Raw genomic sequence first — 17806 nt, forward strand, 5'->3', positions numbered from 1 at the left:
TGGGTCGTGAGCACTCGTTCCCTGAGCCTGTCGAAGGGTCGTAAGCGGGGCTGGGTCGTGAGCACCCGTTCCCTGAGCTTGTCGAAGGGTCGTGGGCGGGGCTGGGCCGTGGGCACTCGTTCCCTGAGCCTGTCGAAGGGTCGTAAGCGGGGCTGGGTGGTGAGCGCTCGTTCCCTGAGCTTGTCGAAGGGTCGCTTCCGCGCGCACGTCGCGATGCTTCGACAAGCTCAGCGAACAATGGGGCTGGGTCGTGCGTGCCCGTTCCCTGAGCTTGTCGAAGGGCCGCGAGGGAACCCGGCTCGCGAGCGCCTCCAAATCCCACAACAACCCTTGTACAACGACTCTTGTGCAATTAGGCTCGATCCATGGCCGAGCCCGACCGATCCATCACCGTCAACGACCCGACGTCGATGCGCGCGCTCGCGCATCCGCTGCGGCTGAAGCTTCTCGGCATCCTGCGCGTCGAGGGTCCGCGATCGGTCGGGCAGCTGGCGGATGCCGTCGACGAGGCACCCGGGTCCATCAGCTATCACCTGGGCACGCTTGCCAAGTCGGGCTTCGTCGTCGAGGCGCCCGAGCTGGCCCGCGACGGCCGCGAGCGCTGGTGGCGGGCGGCCCACCAGCTCACGGAGTCGCATCCGGCACAACTGCGTGAGGACCCTCAGACCTTCGGGGCCTACCAGGCGATGCGCCGCGCAATCCTGGCGACCTACCTCGCCGAGCAACTGGCCGCCCTCGACGCCGAGGCCGGCCTCGAGAGACCTTGGCTCGAGGCCTCGACGAGCGGGGACTCCATCGGCCACCTCACGCTCGAACAGTTCCGCGAGTTCACCGACGAACTCAACGCCCTCAATGCGCGTTGGAGCGAGATCGGGCGGCACGAGGGCGCCGGCACGACCCCCATCCACTTCATCTACAGCGCGTTCGTTCGCCCATGACCGCCCCGCGGCAGACCGAGCGCACCGGGACGACACCGACGACGGATGCCGCCGGGCCGAACCCCGCATCCGCCGCCGACGACATCGACGACACCGACGAGCCGCGGCGCCGTGCCCCGCTCGCCGGCCTGCTCACCGCACAACTCGTGTCCCGCGCCGGCAACGCCGTCACGGCCATCGCGGTGCCGCTGTACGCGCTGCAGAGCACCGGGTCCCCCCTCGCCACCGGAGTGGCCGGCGTGTTCGCGACCGTGCCGATCATCATCGGCGGCACCTTCGGAACGGTGCTCGTGGATCGCTTCGGCTATCGGACCTCGAGCATCGTCGCCGACGTGGCGAGCGGCGTGACCGTGCTGGCGATTCCCATCTTGGCCGCCACGGTCGGCCTGCCCTTCTGGGCCCTGCTGGCCCTGGTCTTCGTGAGCGGAGTACTCGACACCCCCGGCGACACGGCCAAGTCGGTGCTGCTGCCGAGCCTCGCTCGACTGGCCCGGATGCCGCTGCCTCGGGCAGCAGGAATCCAGTCGGCGGTGGAACGCAGCGCCACACTCGTCGGCGCCGCGATCGCCGGTCTGCTCGTGGCCACCATCGGCTCGCTGCAGGCACTGCTCGTGGATGCCGCGAGCTTCGCCGTCGCCGCGCTGCTCATCGCCCTGCTCGCGCCCCGGCGCATCCGTGCCGCGCACGACGACGTCGACGAGTCCGCTGCCGTCGCCCCCGCCGGCTACCTGCACGGTCTGGCGGAAGGCCTGCGGTTCCTGTGGTGCACGCCTCTTCTGCGCGGTGTCGTGCTGCTGGTCACGCTCACGAACGCGATCGACGCCGCCGGCATGACGGTGCTGAAGCCCCTCTACGCCACGCAGGCGCTGCACGCGCCGGCCGCTCTCGGCGCGATGGTGGGCTGCTTCGCCGCGGGGGCGCTCACCGGCTCGCTGCTGTTCGCCACCATCGGCAGCCGTCTGGCCGGGCGCGCCCTCTTCGTCGGCTGCTTTGTGGTCGCGGGAGTGCTTCCGTACACCGCCATGGCGATCGGACTGCCCCTGCCCGCACTCCTGGTCGTGCTGCTGGCTTCCGGTCTCGCCGCGGGTTCGATCAACCCGATGATCTCGACCGTGATGTTCGGCCTCGTTCCCGAGGGCATCCGGGCGCGCGTCTTCGGCGTCACGCTCGCGGGAGCCTCGGCCTCGATGCCGCTCGGCGCGCTGGCCGCGGGCCTGGGCGTCGAGGCATTCGGACTGCACGGGGTGCTCATCGCCTGCGCCGTTCTCTACGCGGTGCTCACGCTGGCGCCGTTGTTCGCACCGAGCTTTCGGCAACTCGGCGACGCCCGCTGAGCGCCCGCTGAGGGCGCCCTCCACCGGGCATCCCGCGCCGCCGATGGTGTCGTCGGCGCACATTACGATTGACCCGTGGTCACCGCCCTGTATCGCCGCTATCGGCCCGAGACGTTCTCCGAGATGATCGGGCAGTCCCAGGTGACCGATCCGCTCATGACCGCACTGCGCGCCGACCGAGTGAACCACGCCTATCTCTTCAGTGGTCCCCGCGGATGCGGCAAGACGACGTCCGCCCGCATCCTCGCCCGCTGCCTGAACTGTGCCGAGGGCCCCACCGACACCCCCTGCGGAAAGTGCGACAGCTGCGTCGAGCTCAGCCGCGCCGGCGGAGGATCGCTCGACGTCGTCGAGATCGACGCGGCCAGCCACAACGGCGTCGACGACGCCCGCGACCTGCGCGAGCGCGCCATCTTCGCGCCGGCTCGCGATCGCTACAAGATCTTCATCCTCGACGAGGCGCACATGGTCACGCCGCAGGGCTTCAACGCCCTGCTCAAGCTCGTCGAAGAGCCGCCCGAGCACGTCAAGTTCATCTTCGCCACCACCGAGCCCGAGAAGGTGCTCGGCACCATCCGCTCCCGCACGCACCACTACCCGTTCCGGCTCGTGCCTCCGGCCCAGATGCTCGAGTACGTGCAGCAGCTCTGCGACACCGAGGGCGTCACCGTGGCGCCCGGAGTGCTGCCGCTCGTCGTGCGCGCCGGCGGTGGCTCGCCCCGTGACACCCTCAGCCTGCTCGACCAGCTTATGGCGGGGTCCGAGGATGCGACCGTCGACTACGAGCGCGCCGTCGCGCTGCTCGGGTACACGCACGGCGCCCTGCTCGACGAGGTCATCGACGCCATCGCCGCGCGGGATGCCGCCGGCGCCTTCGCGGGAGTCGACCGCGTCATACAGACCGGTCAAGACCCGCGGCGTTTCGTCGAAGACCTGCTCGAACGGCTGCGCGACCTCATCATCGTCGCTGCGACCAGCCTCAAGGGTGCCTCCGCCGTGCTGCGCGGGGTGCCGCAGGACGACCTCGAGCGCATGGCGCAGCAGGCAGCCCGCTTCGGCCAGGCCGAGCTGAGTCGCACCGCCGACATCGTCAACACCGCCCTCACCGAGATGACCGGTGCCACATCGCCGCGCCTGCACCTCGAACTGCTGGTCGCCCGCGCGCTGGTTCCCTCCAGCGACGAGACCGAGCGCGGCGCTCTTGCCCGCGTCGAGCGGCTGGAGCGCCGCATCGGGGTGTCGGATGCCCCGGCGTCGGGAAGCGAGCCGGCTGCCGGTTCCCTTCGACAGGCTCAGGGAACGAGCTCTCAGGGAACGGCGTCTCAGGCGACGGCAGGGGTTGTCGCTGAGCCCTCGGGAAACCCAGGGAGGCAGCCCTCGGCTGGGACGGTCTCGTCGATGGCCGGGCCCGGAGAGGCTGCTGGTTCCCTTCGACAGGCTCAGGGAACGGGGGCGCAGAAAGCCGCTTCGGGCGCTCAGGGAACGGGCTCTCAGGAACCCGCTTCGGGCGCTCAGGGCACGGCCGCTGCCGAATCGGTCGCGCCGCCGCCCGCGCCCGTCGGACCGGTGACGCTGCAGCAGGTGAAGGATGCCTGGCCCGAGGTTCTCGAGGTCGTCAAGGCCGAGCGTATGAACGCCTGGATGGTCGTCTTCACCGCCCAGGTGCGCGAGCTGCGCGACGACGACCTCCTCGTACTGGCCTTCCCGAGCCAGAAAGACGTCGCCGATCTCAAGCAGGCGGCGGCACCCGGACAGGGCGTCGGCGACATCCTCAAGCGGGCCGTGAACAGCGTGCTGGGCTTCACGCCCAAGCTCATCGCTCGAGTCGAAGGACCGCAGCGCTCCGACGAGCCCGGTGCGCCGACGGATGCGGGCACGCCCTCATCCGGTGCGGCGAGTGGGCCGGCTGCCGCGGCGAAGACCTCGGCAGCCACGGCGCCGGCAGCTAAGGGTTCCGCAGCCCAGGGTTCGGCAGCAAAGGGTTCGGCAGCAAAGGGCTCGGCCGCCCCGGCGCCGACCGGAGCGGCTGCGGCAGCGCCGGCTCCCGCCGGCTCCGCGGCGCGCTCGCGCACCGCCCTGGCTGAGAGCAAGGCGCCGGCGGCGTCGCGTGCAGCGGCCTCCGGCGCAGCAGCAGCGAGCGACGAGGTCTACGACGGCTGGGCGACCATCACCATTCCGGGGTCGGGCGGTGCCCCCGACGCCGGTGCGGCCTCGGTCGCCACCTCGACCATCGCCCCGCCGACGGCCGCGGCGCAGCAGAGCGCCCCGCCTGCGGCGCCGATCGCGCCCACGGCCAGCGCGCCGAGCGCACCCGCGGCCAGCGCGCCGAGCGCTCCCGCACCATCCGTGCCGACCGATGACGACGTGCCGTTCGACGACGACGAGCCTCCCTTCGACCCGTACTACGAATCGGGCATCCCCGAAGATCCCCAGGCCGCCGCTCGTTCCGCAGCTCCGGCACCGACGCAGCAACCCGCCTCGGCTTCTGCGGCACCCTCGGCGACCGCCCAGACGAGCGCGCCGGCACGCCGTCAGCCGAACGCCCGCCGCGGCACCCAACCGGCGGCATCCGGTCCCCAGCGCTACGGGGAGTCGGTCGTGCGCGAGGTGCTCGGCGCGACGTTCCTCGAGGAACAGCCGCACACGCCCAACGTGGGCTTCCGGGGCTAGCGGCGCATGTACGAGGGAATCGTTCAAGACCTCATCGACGAACTGGGCCGCCTGCCGGGCATCGGTCCCAAGTCCGCCCAGCGCATCGCGTTCCACATCCTGCAGACCCAGTCCTTCGACGTGACGCACCTCGCCGAGATTCTCACCACCGTGCGCGAGCGGGTGAAGTTCTGCGCCATCTGCGGCAACATCTCGGAGCAGGAGACCTGCGTCGTCTGCCGCGATCCGCGCCGCGACCCGTCGCTCATCTGCGTCGTGGAAGAAGCGAAAGACGTGGTCGCCATCGAGCGCACCCGCGAGTTCCGCGGCCTCTACCACGTGCTCGGCGGAGCCATCTCGCCCATCGACGGCATCGGCCCCGACGACCTCAGCATCCGCCAGCTCATGCAGCGGCTCGCCGACGGCACCGTCCAGGAGGTCATCATCGCGACCGACCCCAACCTCGAGGGCGAGGCGACGGCGACCTACCTCTCGCGCCTGCTGACCACCATGGAGATCCGGGTGACGCGGCTCGCGTCCGGCCTGCCCGTTGGCGGCGACCTCGAGTACGCCGACGAGGTCACGCTCGGTCGAGCCTTCGAAGGCCGCCGCATCGTCAGCTGAGCGGATGCCGAACCGTTCTGCAAGCGCCACGCCGGCTCTGCTCAGCGCAGCACTTCGACGAGCACGACCCAGGCGATGATGACGGCGGACGCGACGGCGACGATGCTGCCGACACCGATCACCACGAGTCCGGCGCGATTGCCTGCCAGAGCGAGCACGCTGCCCACGCTGTAGGCGACCGGCGCTGCGACGCCCAAGACGATCTTCGCGGTCCGGGCGCCGCGTGGCTGTTCCCGGTTGCCGCTGATCGCCCGAATGGCGAAGGCCTCGATCACCCAGACGAACGCCGTGGCGGCGAGCACCTCCCAGCCGAGCGCCCACACCGGGTTGTCCGGAATCAGGCCGAGCATCGAGGCCGTGATGGCGAGAACGAGAGCCGCGATCGTCGCCCCCGAGCGCGTGGCCAACTGCGGCGACTTCAGGACATCGGCGATGTTGACCGACATGGCGACGATGATGAGTCCGGCAAGCGCGGCACTGGCGCCCGCCATGGCCACGTTGAAGTCCGACCAGCTCGCCAGGGCGCTCTCCATGCGCGGCAGCCTACCGCCGCCCTCCGCCGGGCGCTCTGTCGCTGACAGGGGCGATGCGCTACGTTGAGCGGAAAGTCCGCCGCCAGCGACAGCTTGGGGAAGCATGATCGAGACGGTCATCGGCGAGCAGGGGCTCACGAGCGCCGAGGTCGCCGACCGTACGCGCCGCGGCCTCGTGAACGCGATCGACGACAGCTCCAGCCGCAGCATCTGGAGCATCGTGCGCGCGAACGTGCTCACCCTCTTCAACGGCATCGTGCTGGTCGCCTTCGGGCTGCTGCTCGTCCTCGGGCGCTGGCAGGATGCCCTGTTCGGCCTGACCGCGATCGCCAACGCCGTCATCGGCGTCACCCAGGAGTATCGGGCGAAGCGTGCCCTCGACCAGCTGGCACTGCTGCACGCGCCCAAGGCGCGGGTGGAGCGCGACGGCGTCGAGCAGCTCATCGCCGTGCGCGAGGTCGTGATGGGCGACCTGCTTGTGCTCGTCGCCGGCGACCAGGTGACGGCCGACGGCGTCGTGCTGAGTTCTCGCCGCCTCGAGATCGACGAGTCCCTGCTCACGGGCGAGGCCGATCCGGTCGACAAGTCGCCGGGCACCGAGGTGCTCTCGGGCTCGATTGTCGTCGGCGGAGAGGGCCGAGCCCGCGTCACGCGTGTCGGTGCGGACTCCTTCGCCAACCGCCTGACGAGCGAGGCCCGCCGGTTCTCGTTGGTCTCGAGCGAACTGCGCACGTCGGTCAACCGCATCCTGCGCTGGATCACCTGGGCCATCTTCCCGATCATGCTGCTCGTGGTGAACTCGCAGATGCAGGTGCACGGCGGGTGGCAGGCGGCCATCGAATCGGGCGAGTGGCGCGAGGCCGCGGTCGGCGCGATCGCGGCGGTCATCGCCATGATCCCGCTCGGTCTCGTGCTTCTGACGAGCATTGCGTTCGCCGTCGGGGCGGTGAAACTCGCCCGCCGGCAGGTGCTCGTGCAGGAGCTTCCGGCGGTGGAGGGCCTCGCGCGGGTCGACGTCATCTGCCTCGACAAGACGGGAACCCTCACCGACGGCGAGATCATGTTCGATCGGGTGCACAGCGTCACGGACGAGCCGCAGCAGGGATGGGAAGCGGTGCTCGCGTGGAGCGGGAACGACCCGCGCGCCAACTCGACGGCCCGGTGCCTGACCTCGGCCTTCTCCGACGCGCATCCGGTCGACCCGGTGCACCAGATCGAGTTCTCGTCGGCGCGCAAGTGGAGCGCGGTCGCCTTCGCCACCGACAGTGGGCGCGCCGGCACGTGGGTGCTCGGTGCGCCCGAGATGGTTCTTCGCAAGGCCGAGAACCCAGAGATCCTCTCCACGGCACGCGATCTCGCGTCCACCGGCCGGCGAACGCTCGTGCTCGCGCACGCCTCCGAAACGCTCAGCGACGGCGACGTGGCCGAGGCGGTTCTGCCCGGCGCCCTGCGGCCGGTCGTGCTGCTCACCTTCCGCGAGAACCTGCGACCGGATGCCGCGCAGACGCTCGCCTACTTCGCCAAGCAGGGCGTCGGCATCCGCATCATCTCCGGCGACAATCCGCTCACGGTGGCGGCTGTCGCCCGGGATGCGGGTGTGGAGGTCGGCGCGGGCTATGACGCCCGGCGGCTCCCGACCGACATCGAGCAGATGGCCGACGTGCTCGAGACCGAGCACGTGCTCGGGCGCGTGACGCCCGGCCAGAAGAAGGGCATCGTCGAGGCACTGCAGCGTCGCGGCCACGTCGTCGCCATGACGGGCGACGGAGTGAACGACGCCCTCGCGATCAAGACGGCCGACATGGGCATCGCGATGGAGTCGGGCTCGGCGGCGACGAAGGCCGTCAGTCGCATCGTGCTTCTCGACGGAAAGTTCTCGCACCTTCCGGGCGTGGTCGATGAGGGCCGCCAGGTGATCGCCAACATCGAGCGGGTCTCGATGCTCTTCCTCACCAAGACCGCCTACGCCATCACGCTCTCCGTGCTGTTCGGCGTGCTGCTCTGGGGCTTCCCGTTCCTTCCCCGCCAGCTCTCGATGACGGACGGGCTCACCATCGGCATTCCGGCCTTCTTCCTCGCTCTCATGCCCAACGCGCGGCGCTACCTGCCCGGCTTCCTGCGCCGGTCGCTGTCCTTCGCCATTCCGGCGGGCCTCATCGTGGCTCTCGCGCTCGTGGTGATCAACGGCTTCGCGCGCTCCCTCGACACGGACCCGGCCGAATACCGCACCGCATCCACCATCGCCCTGGCGGTCATCGGGTTGTGGGTGCTCATGGTGCTCTCGCGCCCGTTCACCATCTGGAAGGCGCTCATCGTCGCGGCAATGTACGTCGGACTCGTGCTCGCCTTCGTCATTCCGCTCACCCGTGACTTCTTCGTGCTGGTGCTGCCCCAACCGCAGCTGCTCACGGTCACGCTCGTGACCGCGGTCATCGGATCCGTGCTCGTCGAAGTGCTCCGGTTCATCCAGGTGCGGTGGATGCGCCGGGCCGGCCTGGCCGAATAGCGTCGCCTGCCATACGGCGGAGGATCGATGCTCGGGCGGATGCCGCTGCATCCGCCCGAGCGTGCAACCACCGCCCAATCGCCGGCCGCAACGACGGAGCGCCGGAGCCCGATGGACTCCGGCGCTCGGCCGCTCAGGAGAGCGCTACTTCGTGATGCGCACCGTGACGGGTGAGCTCGTGCTCGACGCATGGTTCGCGTCGTTGGGCACGAACGTGGCCGTGTAGGTGTGCGTGCCGACGGAGGTTCCGCGGGGCAGGGTTCCGATCGCGACACCGAGCACCACGTTCAGCCGCGCGATGACGGTGTTCCCGTCGCGCAGCTCGATCTTGCCCGAGGGCAGGGTGCGGTCGGCCTGCGCGACGTACGCCGCGAAGACCGTCGGCAGCAGCGCGTTGCTCGGCTGCGAGCTGCGCGTCGCGACGAGCGTGGTGCTCGTGGCGACGGGCTTCACGATTACCGGGACCGCGGCCGACTCGGAGCCGCCCACCGTGGCGTCGCCGGCGAACCGCGCGACCACGTCGTACTGGCCCGCCGGCGTCTTGGCCGGCAGCTTCAGGGTGGCGACGCCTCCGCTGAGGGACGCCGTGCCCAGCACTGTCGTTCCGCTCACGAACTGCACCGAGCCCGACACCGGAACCGTCGAGGAGACGGTCGCGGTGAGAACCACCGCGCTGGACCCGTAGGTCTGCGACGAGGGCGTGGCGCTCAGCGTGGTCGTCGAGGTCGGCGTGCCGGCCTCGACGGTGATCGGCAGGGTCACCGTGGTTCCGCTGGGAGCCGCCACGACGGTCAGCGTGTGCGCGCCCGGCGCAGTGCCCGCGGGCACCGTCGCCGAGATCGCGGCCGAGCCGCCCGTCACCGGCGCCGTTCCGATGGCCGTGCCGTCGAGCCGCACCTCGACCGAGGTGTTCTGCGGCGAGCCGAGGCTCGTCAGGTCGAGGCCGCCCACCGTGAAGGCGAGCGTGTCGCCGGCGGCGACGGATGACGGGGGCGCGTCCACGATCGCCGACTGACGCGCGAAGTCCGGCGTGAGGGCGGGATGCGACTGCAGGTAGGCGATCCAGCCGTCCCGGTCGATCAGGCCGGAGTCCTGCGTGTTGGCCCCCTGTGTGAACACCCGGAAGTTGTCGCCGCCCTGCGCCAGGAACGAGAACGTGCCGATGCGGTACGTGGCCTCGGGGTCGAGGGGAGCTCCGTTCACCGTCACCGAGGTGATGTGCGCGCCGAGTGCCGCGTCCGCGTCGTAGGTGTACGTCACGTTGTCGGACAGTCCGAGCTGCAGGTAGGGCCGCGACGGGATGGTGCCATCGGCGTTCGTCTGCCACTGCTGTTCGAGCATGACCTTGAACTGGGCACCGGTGAGCGTCGTGGTCCAGAGGTTGTTGACGAACGGCAGCACCGAGTTGGCCTCGGCGTAGTTGATCACGCCGTCGGGCGCGAAGTACAGCTCCGAACGCAGGCCGCCGGGGTTGACCACGCCGATCTCGGCTCCGCCCCGCTCATCGGAGGCGAGCGTGTCGCGCAACGAGTTCGCCACGAGGTCGCCGAGCGTCGACTCGCTCGCGCGGTCGTCGCGGGTGCCTCCGGTGTAGACGCCGTTCACGTACGAGCCGCCCGAGAAGGCGGTCGTGATGTCGGACGTGACCGAACCGACCGGCTGGTTGCCGACGGTCGCCGCGTTGGCGAGTGCGGCATCCACGATGGTCTTCACCTGCGCGACGGCGGGGTAGGCGGCAACGAGGGCCGCGTCATCCGTCGTCACTCGCGGCACGTTGACCTGGCTGTGCGCGGTCACCTCGTCGCTGTCGCGGTCGTAGGTGAGAACGATCTTGCCGATGTTCTCGCCGTACGAGCCGGTCTGCAGGATGGGTCGCGTCTTGCCGTCCTTGTCTCCGGGAATCGGTGCCTCCCACGCGTACTGCTTGTGGGTGTGGCCCGTGAAGATGGCGTCGACGGCGGGCGAGGTCTTCGTCACGATGTCGGCGAAGGCTCCTCCGGCCGCGATCTCCTGCTCGAGGGTGGCCTTGTCGGGCGTTCCGGCTCCGGCGCCCTCGTGGTACTCGGCCACGATCACGTCGGCCTCGCCGTTGGCGGGGTCGCCGTCGGAGAGTTCGGCTGCCACGCGGTTGGTCGCCGCGACCGGGTCGCCGAAGTCGAGGTCGGCGATGCCGCCGGGGCTCACGAGCGACGGAGTCTCCTGGGTGACCGTGCCGATCACGCCGACCGTGACGCCGCCCATGTCGAAGGTGGCGTACTCGGGCAGCACGGGAGTGGTCGTTCCCTTGGCGTACACGTTCGCGCCGAGGTAGGCCCACTTGGCGTTCGCGCCTCCGTTGATCACCCGATCGGTGAGGTCGGCGAACCCCTGGTCGAACTCGTGGTTGCCCACGGCCGATGCCTTGAGACCCAGCGCGTTCAGCACGTCGATCGTCGGCTGGTCTTTCGCGACCGCCGAGGCGAACAGCGAGGCGCCGATGTTGTCACCCGCAGAGAGGAACGCGACCGGTCCGGATGCCGCGGCCTTCTGCTGCTCGACGGTACCGGCGAACTTCACCGTGTTGGCGTCGATGCGGCCGTGGAAGTCGTTGATGTTCAGGAAGGTGAGGTCGACCGGTCCGGTGGCCGTGCCCGCCGAGAGTCCGACGATCACGGGGTCGTGGTCGCTGGAACGGTACTCATCGGGGGAGTAGAACAGCGTGCCGTGGTAGTTGTAGCGGCTGTACTCCAGCGCGATGGACTCCTCGGCGTTGATCTCCCAGATGTCCGCGCCAGTGGCGCGGGCCAGGGCAGGCCCGTTGAGCAGCACGTGGTCGAGCGAGCCGGAGAGGCCGCTGAAGGAGTACGAGTACTGTCCGGGCGCGAGCTTGGACGCGGCATCCGTGTAGCCGGCGGCGTAGAGCAGGCGCAGCGGGTCTTCCTGGGTGTAGGAGTTGAAGTCGCCGACCAGCGCGACCGACTTCGCGTCGCCCTGGATGGTGGGAACCCAGTCGCGCACGGCCGTCGCCTGGCGCACGCGGGACTCGTTCGAGGCGCCCTGGCCGTTGCCGGTGTCGGCGTCGCCGGGCCACGGGCCGGCAGAACCCTTCGACTTGAAGTGGTTGACGACCACGAGGAACGGGTCGCCGCCGCCGACCGGCGCGAAGGCCTGGGCGATCGGCTCGCGTGCGTTGCCGAACGCCTGGTTGTCGGCGCTCAGGGTGCCGAGGGCGTGGGAGGCGCCGCTGCGCTTCACAGCATCCGTGCGGTAGATGATCGCGTTGGTGATCACGTCCATCTCGGATGCCGGGGGCAGCTCGCTCGACGATGGCACGAACGCCCATTCGTCACTACCGGCGGCGGTGTTGAGGGCGTCGACGAGCGTCGAGAGTGCCTCGTCGGCGACGCCGTCGACGACGAGCGAGTTCTCGATCTCGAGCAGGCCGACCACGTCGGCGTCGAGGTCGTTGATGGCGGCGACGATCTTGGCCTGCTGGCGGCTCAGGTCGTCGGGGTCCCACGCGCCGCGGGGGCTGCATCCGGAGTCCACCGTCACCGGGTCTCCGGTGCGGTCCTTGAACGCGGTGCAGCCGGCTGTTCCGGCGCCGAGGGTCGTGAAGTAGTTGAGCACGTTGAACGAGGCGATCTTCAGGTCGCCGCCGACGGGCTCGGGGGCCGCGGTGCGGTCGTTCTCGAAGCTCACCGGGCTCGGGCCGCCCGCCACGACGGCGGCGGTGGGGTTCAGCTTCCAGACGTTGTTGCGGTAGTCGACGATCACGGGCTGCGTGAAGGTGACCGCCTCGCCGACGCGAACGGGGGCGTCGAGCGAGATGTACGGGGGAGTGAGTGCCGAGTTCGCCGCGGAGAGGAAGTTCGTGCTGGCGCCGTCATCGAGCACCACGCCGCGCGCGGCGTTGTCGGCCGCGGCAGCGGTGGCCTCGGCGGAGCCGGGGGCGCCCACCTCGGTCGGCTGGATGAGCGGGCGGGTTCCGGCGGCGAGGCCCACCTCGCCGTACTGGTTGGTGCTGTACGTGTTCGAGACCGTGAAGTCGCCGGTCGGTGCGAACAGCATCGACTCGATCGCCTCGCGTGCGGCATCCGTCGTCGGCCATGACCCGCTGACCGGGGTGACGGATGCCGGCGTGGCGAGCACGGTGAGGTCGGCTGCGGCGGCGACGTTCAACTCGGTCAGTCCCTGGTACTCGCTGACCGTTCCGGTCACCTCGACGTGCTCGCCGACGGAAACGGACCCGACGGTGGCGGCCGAGTACACGAAGACCGCGTCGGAGGCGGTGTGCGAGGCATCGAGCGTTCCGCCCGTTCCCGGGGTCTGGATGACGTAGCCCGAGAGCCCGCCGGCGGGGTACACCGCTGTGACGACGCCCTCGGTGCTCACCGTCTGCCCGGCCAGGGGCGATGCGGCGCCCGGACCCTGGATGGCGGCGATCGTGACGGGCGTGGGGTCGGTCGGGTCGGTCGGGTCTCCGCCCCCGTCGCCCGAGCCGGTCGGCGTCGGTGCGCCGGCCGTGAAGTCCGCCGCGTTGTTCGCGGTGTTGGCGTGAGCGGCGTTCCGTGACACCGAGGTGGCGTTGGACGTCGCCGGGGCCGCGCCGGTTCCGGCGTAGTCGGCAGCGGTGCCGTAGCCCACGAGGTCGACCACGGCCGCCTGGGCGGCGCACGAACCCACAGGGGTGCCGCACGAGAGGGCGGCGGTGGTCGAGGTGAGGGCGACCTTGCCGTTTGTACCGCTCAGAGCGAGGGTGCCATCGATGTCGGCCGCGACATCCGGTGCGTCGGTGTTGGCCCCGAACGCCTCGCCGACCAGCAACGTCGCGTGCGGCTGGATGGAGCCGCTGAGCGCCGTGACCTGCCACGAGGTGCCGGCCGCCGACGCGTACTGCACGGCCCAGCCGTCGACCGCGACGGCGGAGTCGGTGGTGTTGACGAGTTCGACGAAGTCGCGATCGAAGGGAGCGCCGGAGTTTCCTCCACCGCCGTAGACCTCGTTGATCGCGACCGGAGCACCGACGGCGACCGCCGCGCCTGCCGCGCCCGCTCCCGTCACCGCCCCCAGAACTCCGATGGCGAGGGCCGCGACGGCTCCGGTCGCCTTCTTCACACCAGCATGCACGTCGAGAACTCCTTCGTTGGGGAACACAGCACCGACCCTCGTCGGGGGGACAACCCGCTCAGTCTGTCGTTCGCCTCCGACACTGTGCAAGAGGTCGTTCATGACCATCCCGTGAACGGAAGATCCTGCGGCAACCGTCGCTCGAATCGCCGATTTCGGGGTACATTCGGGCGTCCGCGTCGCGGAGGCTTCCATGGGCGCCCCGTCGTCACATGACTCAGGGGGCATCCGCCGGGAATTATGATGAACGCTTGGGCCGCATCCGCCCACCCGTCCTCGTCAGGAGTCATTCGTGAGCTTGATCGTGCAGAAGTTCGGCGGTTCCAGTGTCGCCGATGCCGAGAGCATCAAGCGCGTTGCCAAGCGCATCGTGGAGACCCGTCGGCAGGGCAACGAGGTCGTCGTCGCCGTCTCCGCCATGGGCGACACCACCGATGACCTCATCGATCTCGCGCACGAGGTCGCGCCACTGCCCGCGCCCCGTGAACTCGACATGCTGCTCACCGCCGGCGAGCGCATCTCGATGGCGCTGCTGGCCCTCGCCATCCGCAGCCTCGGCTACGACGCCCGTTCCTTCACCGGCAGCCAGGCCGGCATGATCACGGATGCGCAGCACGGCTCGGCCCGCATCGTCGACGTCACGCCCGTGCGGCTGCGCGAGGCGCTGGACGAGGGGGCGATCGCCATCGTCGCCGGGTTCCAGGGCTTCAGCCGCGAGTCGCGCGACATCACGACGCTCGGCCGCGGCGGGTCCGACACGACGGCGGTCGCACTCGCCGCGGCGCTCGGTGCCGACATCTGCGAGATCTACACCGATGTCGACGGCGTCTTCACCGCCGATCCGCGCGTGGTGAGGTCGGCGCGCAAGCTCGACCGCGTCTCGAGCGAGGAGATGCTCGAGCTGGCGGCATCCGGTGCCAAGGTGCTGCATATTCGCGCGGTGGAATACGCCCGGCGGCACGGCGTGACGCTGCACGTGCGGTCGTCGTTCAACTACAACCAGGGCACCATCGTCTACGACCCGAACCGGCTGCCCGAGGGAGAAGAGTTCATGGAAGAGTCCATCATCGTCGGCGTGGCCACCGACCTGACCCAGGCGAAGATCACCGTGGTCGGAGTGCCCGACAAGCCGGGGGTCGCCGCGAAGCTGTTCAAGATCGTCGCGCACACCAACGCCAACGTCGACATGATCGTGCAGAACGTGTCGGCTGCGGCGACGGGCCGCACCGACATCTCGTTCACCGCTCCCAAGGACGACAGCGAGAAGGCACTGACGGCACTCAGCAACTCACAGGCCGAGATCGGCTTCGAGAGCCTGCAGTACGACGACCAGATCGGCAAGCTGTCGGTGGTCGGCAATGCCATGCGCATCAACTCCGGCATCTCGGCGACGCTGTTCGAGGCCCTTTACGAGGCGGGCATCAACATCGAGATGATCTCGACGAGCGAGATCCGCATCTCGGTGGTGACCCGTGCCGACTCCATCAACGACGCCGTTCGCGCGGTTCACACCGCGTTCCAGCTCGACAGCGACGAAGAGGCGGTCGTGCACGCGGGAACCGGGCGCTAGTCGCATCCGCACCGCCGCTGTGCCGGACCGGTGTGCAGGAGATGACGGCTTTTGCCGGATGTTTGGCGGTCCGACCGTCCTGCATAACCGCCGAAATCCTGCAGAGTAGACGTATCAACGAGAGGCATGAGAAGTGACTGGCATCAACATCGGCGTCGTCGGCGCCACCGGCCAGGTCGGCGCCGTGGTGCGCCGCCTGCTCGACGAGCGCGACTTCCCCGTCGCGAGCATCCGCTACTTCGCCTCGGCGCGCTCGGCCGGAACGACGCTGCCGTGGCGTGACGAGAACATCGTGGTCGAGGATGCGGCGACCGCCGACCCGACCGGCCTCGACATCGCGATCTTCTCGGCGGGCGCCACGCTCTCGAAGGAGCAGGCTCCGCGCTTCGCCGCAGCCGGCGTCACCGTCATCGACAACTCGAGCGGCTGGCGCATGGACCCCGACGTGCCCCTCGTCGTGAGCGAGGTGAACCCCGACGCCATCGCGGATGCGCGCAAGGGCATCATCGCGAACCCGAACTGCACGACGATGGCCGCGATGCCGGTTCTCAAGGTGCTGCACGACGTGGCGGGGCTCGAGCGGCTCATCGTCTCGACCTACCAGGCCGTCTCGGGCAGCGGTCTCGCCGGCGCCGAGGAACTGGACTCCCAGGTGCGCGCCGCCGTCGGGCAGAACACCCTCGGACTCGTGCACGACGGGGCGGCGGTGTCCCTGCCCGAACCCGTGAAGTACGTGCGCCCCATCGCGTTTGACGTGATCCCGCTCGCCGGCTCGATCGTCGATGACGGCGATTTCGAGACCGATGAGGAGAAGAAGCTGCGCAACGAGAGCCGCAAGATTCTCGACCTGCCTGGCCTGCTCGTCAGCGGAACCTGCGTGCGGGTTCCCGTCTTCACGGGCCACTCCCTCTCGATCAACGCCGAGTTCGCCAACCCGCTCTCGGTCGAGCAGGCCACGCAGCTGCTCGCGGATGCGCCGGGCGTCGCGCTCTCCGACGTGCCGACGCCGCTGCAGGCCGCTGGCAAGGACCCCTCGTACGTCGGTCGCATCCGTCAGGACCCGGGCGTGCCCGATGGCCGCGGCCTCGCGCTGTTCATCTCGAACGACAACCTGCGCAAGGGCGCGGCGCTGAACGCGGTGCAGATCGCGGAACTCGTCGCGGCGAAGAAGGTGCCCGCGGCCGTCTAGGCCCAGCTGGGGTCGGGATGGGCGCGCGGCGCGCCGACCCCGCAGTTTCGGTGGGTGCCTGGACGCCGAGCCCGCAGTTTTCGTGGGTGTGCGCGGGTCCGCACCCTCTATTTCTGCGGAGTGGATGCCTCGCCCAAGCCGAGGCTGCGGGCTGCGACATCCTGATGGGCGAGCCGGCGCAGCGCGAGGATCACCGGTTCATAGAGGGCGGTGCCCAGAACGGCGTACTCGAGCGCCGCGGACGGGTCCTCAGCCGGCATCTGCGCGAGGTCGAACTCCGCGAGCCGATGCAGCGCCTCGCCGTACGCATCGATGCGATCCTCGCTGATCGGGAGCCCCGCGTCTTCCGCCGCCTCCAGGGCGCGCTCCAGTTGCGCTACGGCTGCGAAACGCGGGTCGTAGACCTGCCCGAGCCGCTCCAGCACCGCCCTCGCCCGCGGATAGTCGGCGAGTTCCGCGGCGTACGGCGGCAGCGCCGCGATGGCCTGGCCGAGTGCGTCGAACACCTCGCCCGCGGCGCGCGCCGGGGGAGCGGAATCGACGATGGCGAGCACCTCGCGCGTCTTCTGCACGCTCAATCCGACGGCTCCGGTCAGCGCGCGGATGATGCGCAGGCGCCGAAGGTGCTCCTCGCCGTAGTCCGCCTGCCGTGCCGCCGTCGACCTGCCCGGCATGAGCAGGCCCTCGCGCAGGTAGAACTTGACGGATGCGAGCGGCACCCCCGAGCGCTCGACGAGTTCTGAGACGCGCACGCTACCCCTTCCCTCGGACGACCCGACCCGTTCTCACTCGGACCACCCGCTCCGTCGGCCATGGGCCGTGACTCGAGACTCTTGACTCTGGATACTACCGCTATCTATCCTTTGGATAGTAAAACTATCCAAACGGAGGCTCTCATGCCCACCTCTTCAAGCCTGCTGCTCGCGGGCATCCTGCTGCTCGCGCTGGTCACCGTCGAGTCGGGTGGATACTTCATGACGCGCGTGGTGCGGGGGCGCGCTCCGGCGAACGCGTTGCAGACGAGCTTCTTCCGAGCGGGCCATGCCCATGCCGCCGTGCTCCTGGTGCTCGGCGTGGCGATCCTCGCGCTCGTCGATCGCACGCCGCTCGACGGATTCTGGCTCTGGCTGGCACGCACCGGTGTACCGATTGCGGCCATCCTCATGCCAGCCGGATTCTTCCTCTCCGTTCTCGGACGTGATCCGAAGAAGCCGAACGCACTGATCGTTCTGCTCTGGATCGGCGTCTTCATCCTCACGGCCGCCCTCCTCACCGCCGGCATCGGCCTCGTGGTGGCCGCCGTCTCGTAGTCTCGCCCACAGCGTGAGATGGAAGTGGGATGGAAAGAGGGGCG

General features: G+C 69.8%; 11 protein-coding genes. 8 read left to right on the forward strand and 3 right to left on the reverse strand.

The genetic code is table 11. From position 1 onward, the window contains the following. Positions 1–365 precede the first annotated feature (365 nt). The 4 genes from WDJ51_RS08860 (at position 366) to recR (ending at position 5545) form a co-directional block, all read left to right on the forward strand. A complete protein-coding gene (locus WDJ51_RS08860) occupies positions 366–938 on the forward strand; it encodes an ArsR/SmtB family transcription factor (protein ID WP_337852088.1) in 573 nt (190 codons plus the stop codon). Continuing rightward, the gene (locus tag WDJ51_RS08865) at positions 935–2272 is read left to right on the forward strand and encodes an MFS transporter (RefSeq protein ID WP_337852089.1); all 1338 of its coding nucleotides are present in this window, start codon (positions 935–937) and stop codon (positions 2270–2272) included. Before WDJ51_RS08860 ends, WDJ51_RS08865 begins: the two co-directional genes overlap by 4 nt. A gap of 75 nt (positions 2273–2347) precedes the next feature. Beyond that, entirely contained in the window at positions 2348–4942 is a 2595-nt protein-coding gene (locus tag WDJ51_RS08870; protein ID WP_337852090.1) for a DNA polymerase III subunit gamma and tau, read from the forward strand. Positions 4943–4948: 6 nt separating this feature from the next. Then, the gene (gene recR, locus WDJ51_RS08875) at positions 4949–5545 is read left to right on the forward strand and encodes a recombination mediator RecR (protein ID WP_337852091.1); all 597 of its coding nucleotides are present in this window, start codon (positions 4949–4951) and stop codon (positions 5543–5545) included. Positions 5546–5586: 41 nt separating this feature from the next. Here recR and WDJ51_RS08880 read toward each other — a convergent pair whose 3' ends face one another. Then, positions 5587–6078: a hypothetical protein gene (locus tag WDJ51_RS08880; RefSeq protein ID WP_337852092.1), complete on the reverse strand. Its 492-nt coding sequence runs from the start codon at positions 6076–6078 to the stop codon at positions 5587–5589. Positions 6079–6181: 103 nt separating this feature from the next. Between WDJ51_RS08880 and WDJ51_RS08885 the strand changes: the two genes are divergently transcribed. Then, entirely contained in the window at positions 6182–8584 is a 2403-nt protein-coding gene (locus WDJ51_RS08885; protein ID WP_337852093.1) for an HAD-IC family P-type ATPase, read from the forward strand. A 144-nt stretch (positions 8585–8728) separates the two neighbouring features. Here WDJ51_RS08885 and WDJ51_RS08890 read toward each other — a convergent pair whose 3' ends face one another. Next, positions 8729–13720 (reverse strand): ExeM/NucH family extracellular endonuclease, encoded by a 4992-nt coding sequence (locus WDJ51_RS08890; protein WP_337852094.1) that lies wholly within the window; start codon positions 13718–13720, stop codon positions 8729–8731. Between the two features lie 265 nt (positions 13721–13985). Here WDJ51_RS08890 and WDJ51_RS08895 point away from each other — a divergent pair, with 265 nt between their 5' ends. Both WDJ51_RS08895 and WDJ51_RS08900 read left to right on the forward strand, forming a co-directional pair. Continuing rightward, the gene (locus WDJ51_RS08895) at positions 13986–15263 is read left to right on the forward strand and encodes an aspartate kinase (protein WP_337852095.1); all 1278 of its coding nucleotides are present in this window, start codon (positions 13986–13988) and stop codon (positions 15261–15263) included. Positions 15264–15396: 133 nt separating this feature from the next. Then, positions 15397–16452, forward strand: coding sequence for an aspartate-semialdehyde dehydrogenase (locus WDJ51_RS08900; RefSeq protein ID WP_337852096.1), 1056 nt, complete (start codon positions 15397–15399; stop codon positions 16450–16452). Between the two features lie 107 nt (positions 16453–16559). Here WDJ51_RS08900 and WDJ51_RS08905 read toward each other — a convergent pair whose 3' ends face one another. After that, positions 16560–17204 carry a MerR family transcriptional regulator gene (locus WDJ51_RS08905; protein ID WP_337852097.1) on the reverse strand — a complete coding sequence of 215 codons (645 nt, stop codon included), beginning with the start codon at positions 17202–17204 and terminating at the stop codon, positions 16560–16562. Between the two features lie 144 nt (positions 17205–17348). Here WDJ51_RS08905 and WDJ51_RS08910 point away from each other — a divergent pair, with 144 nt between their 5' ends. After that, positions 17349–17762: a hypothetical protein gene (locus tag WDJ51_RS08910; RefSeq protein ID WP_337852098.1), complete on the forward strand. Its 414-nt coding sequence runs from the start codon at positions 17349–17351 to the stop codon at positions 17760–17762. Positions 17763–17806: the final 44 nt, after the last annotated feature.

Source organism: Rathayibacter sp. YIM 133350 (genome assembly GCF_037404875.1).
Classification (GTDB): Bacteria; Actinomycetota; Actinomycetes; order Actinomycetales; family Microbacteriaceae; genus Orlajensenia.

Excerpts from the sequence above, each read along its gene's own strand:
- WDJ51_RS08860 (WP_337852088.1), top strand. The coding sequence starts at position 366 with ATGGCCGAGCCCGACCGATCCATCACCGTCAACGACCCGACGTCGATG.
- WDJ51_RS08865 (WP_337852089.1), top strand. The coding sequence starts at position 935 with ATGACCGCCCCGCGGCAGACCGAGCGCACCGGGACGACACCGACGACG.
- recR (WP_337852091.1), top strand. The coding sequence starts at position 4,949 with ATGTACGAGGGAATCGTTCAAGACCTCATCGACGAACTGGGCCGCCTG.
- WDJ51_RS08880 (WP_337852092.1), bottom strand. The coding sequence starts at position 6,078 with ATGGAGAGCGCCCTGGCGAGCTGGTCGGACTTCAACGTGGCCATGGCG.
- WDJ51_RS08885 (WP_337852093.1), top strand. The coding sequence starts at position 6,182 with ATGATCGAGACGGTCATCGGCGAGCAGGGGCTCACGAGCGCCGAGGTC.
- WDJ51_RS08910 (WP_337852098.1), top strand. The coding sequence starts at position 17,349 with ATGCCCACCTCTTCAAGCCTGCTGCTCGCGGGCATCCTGCTGCTCGCG.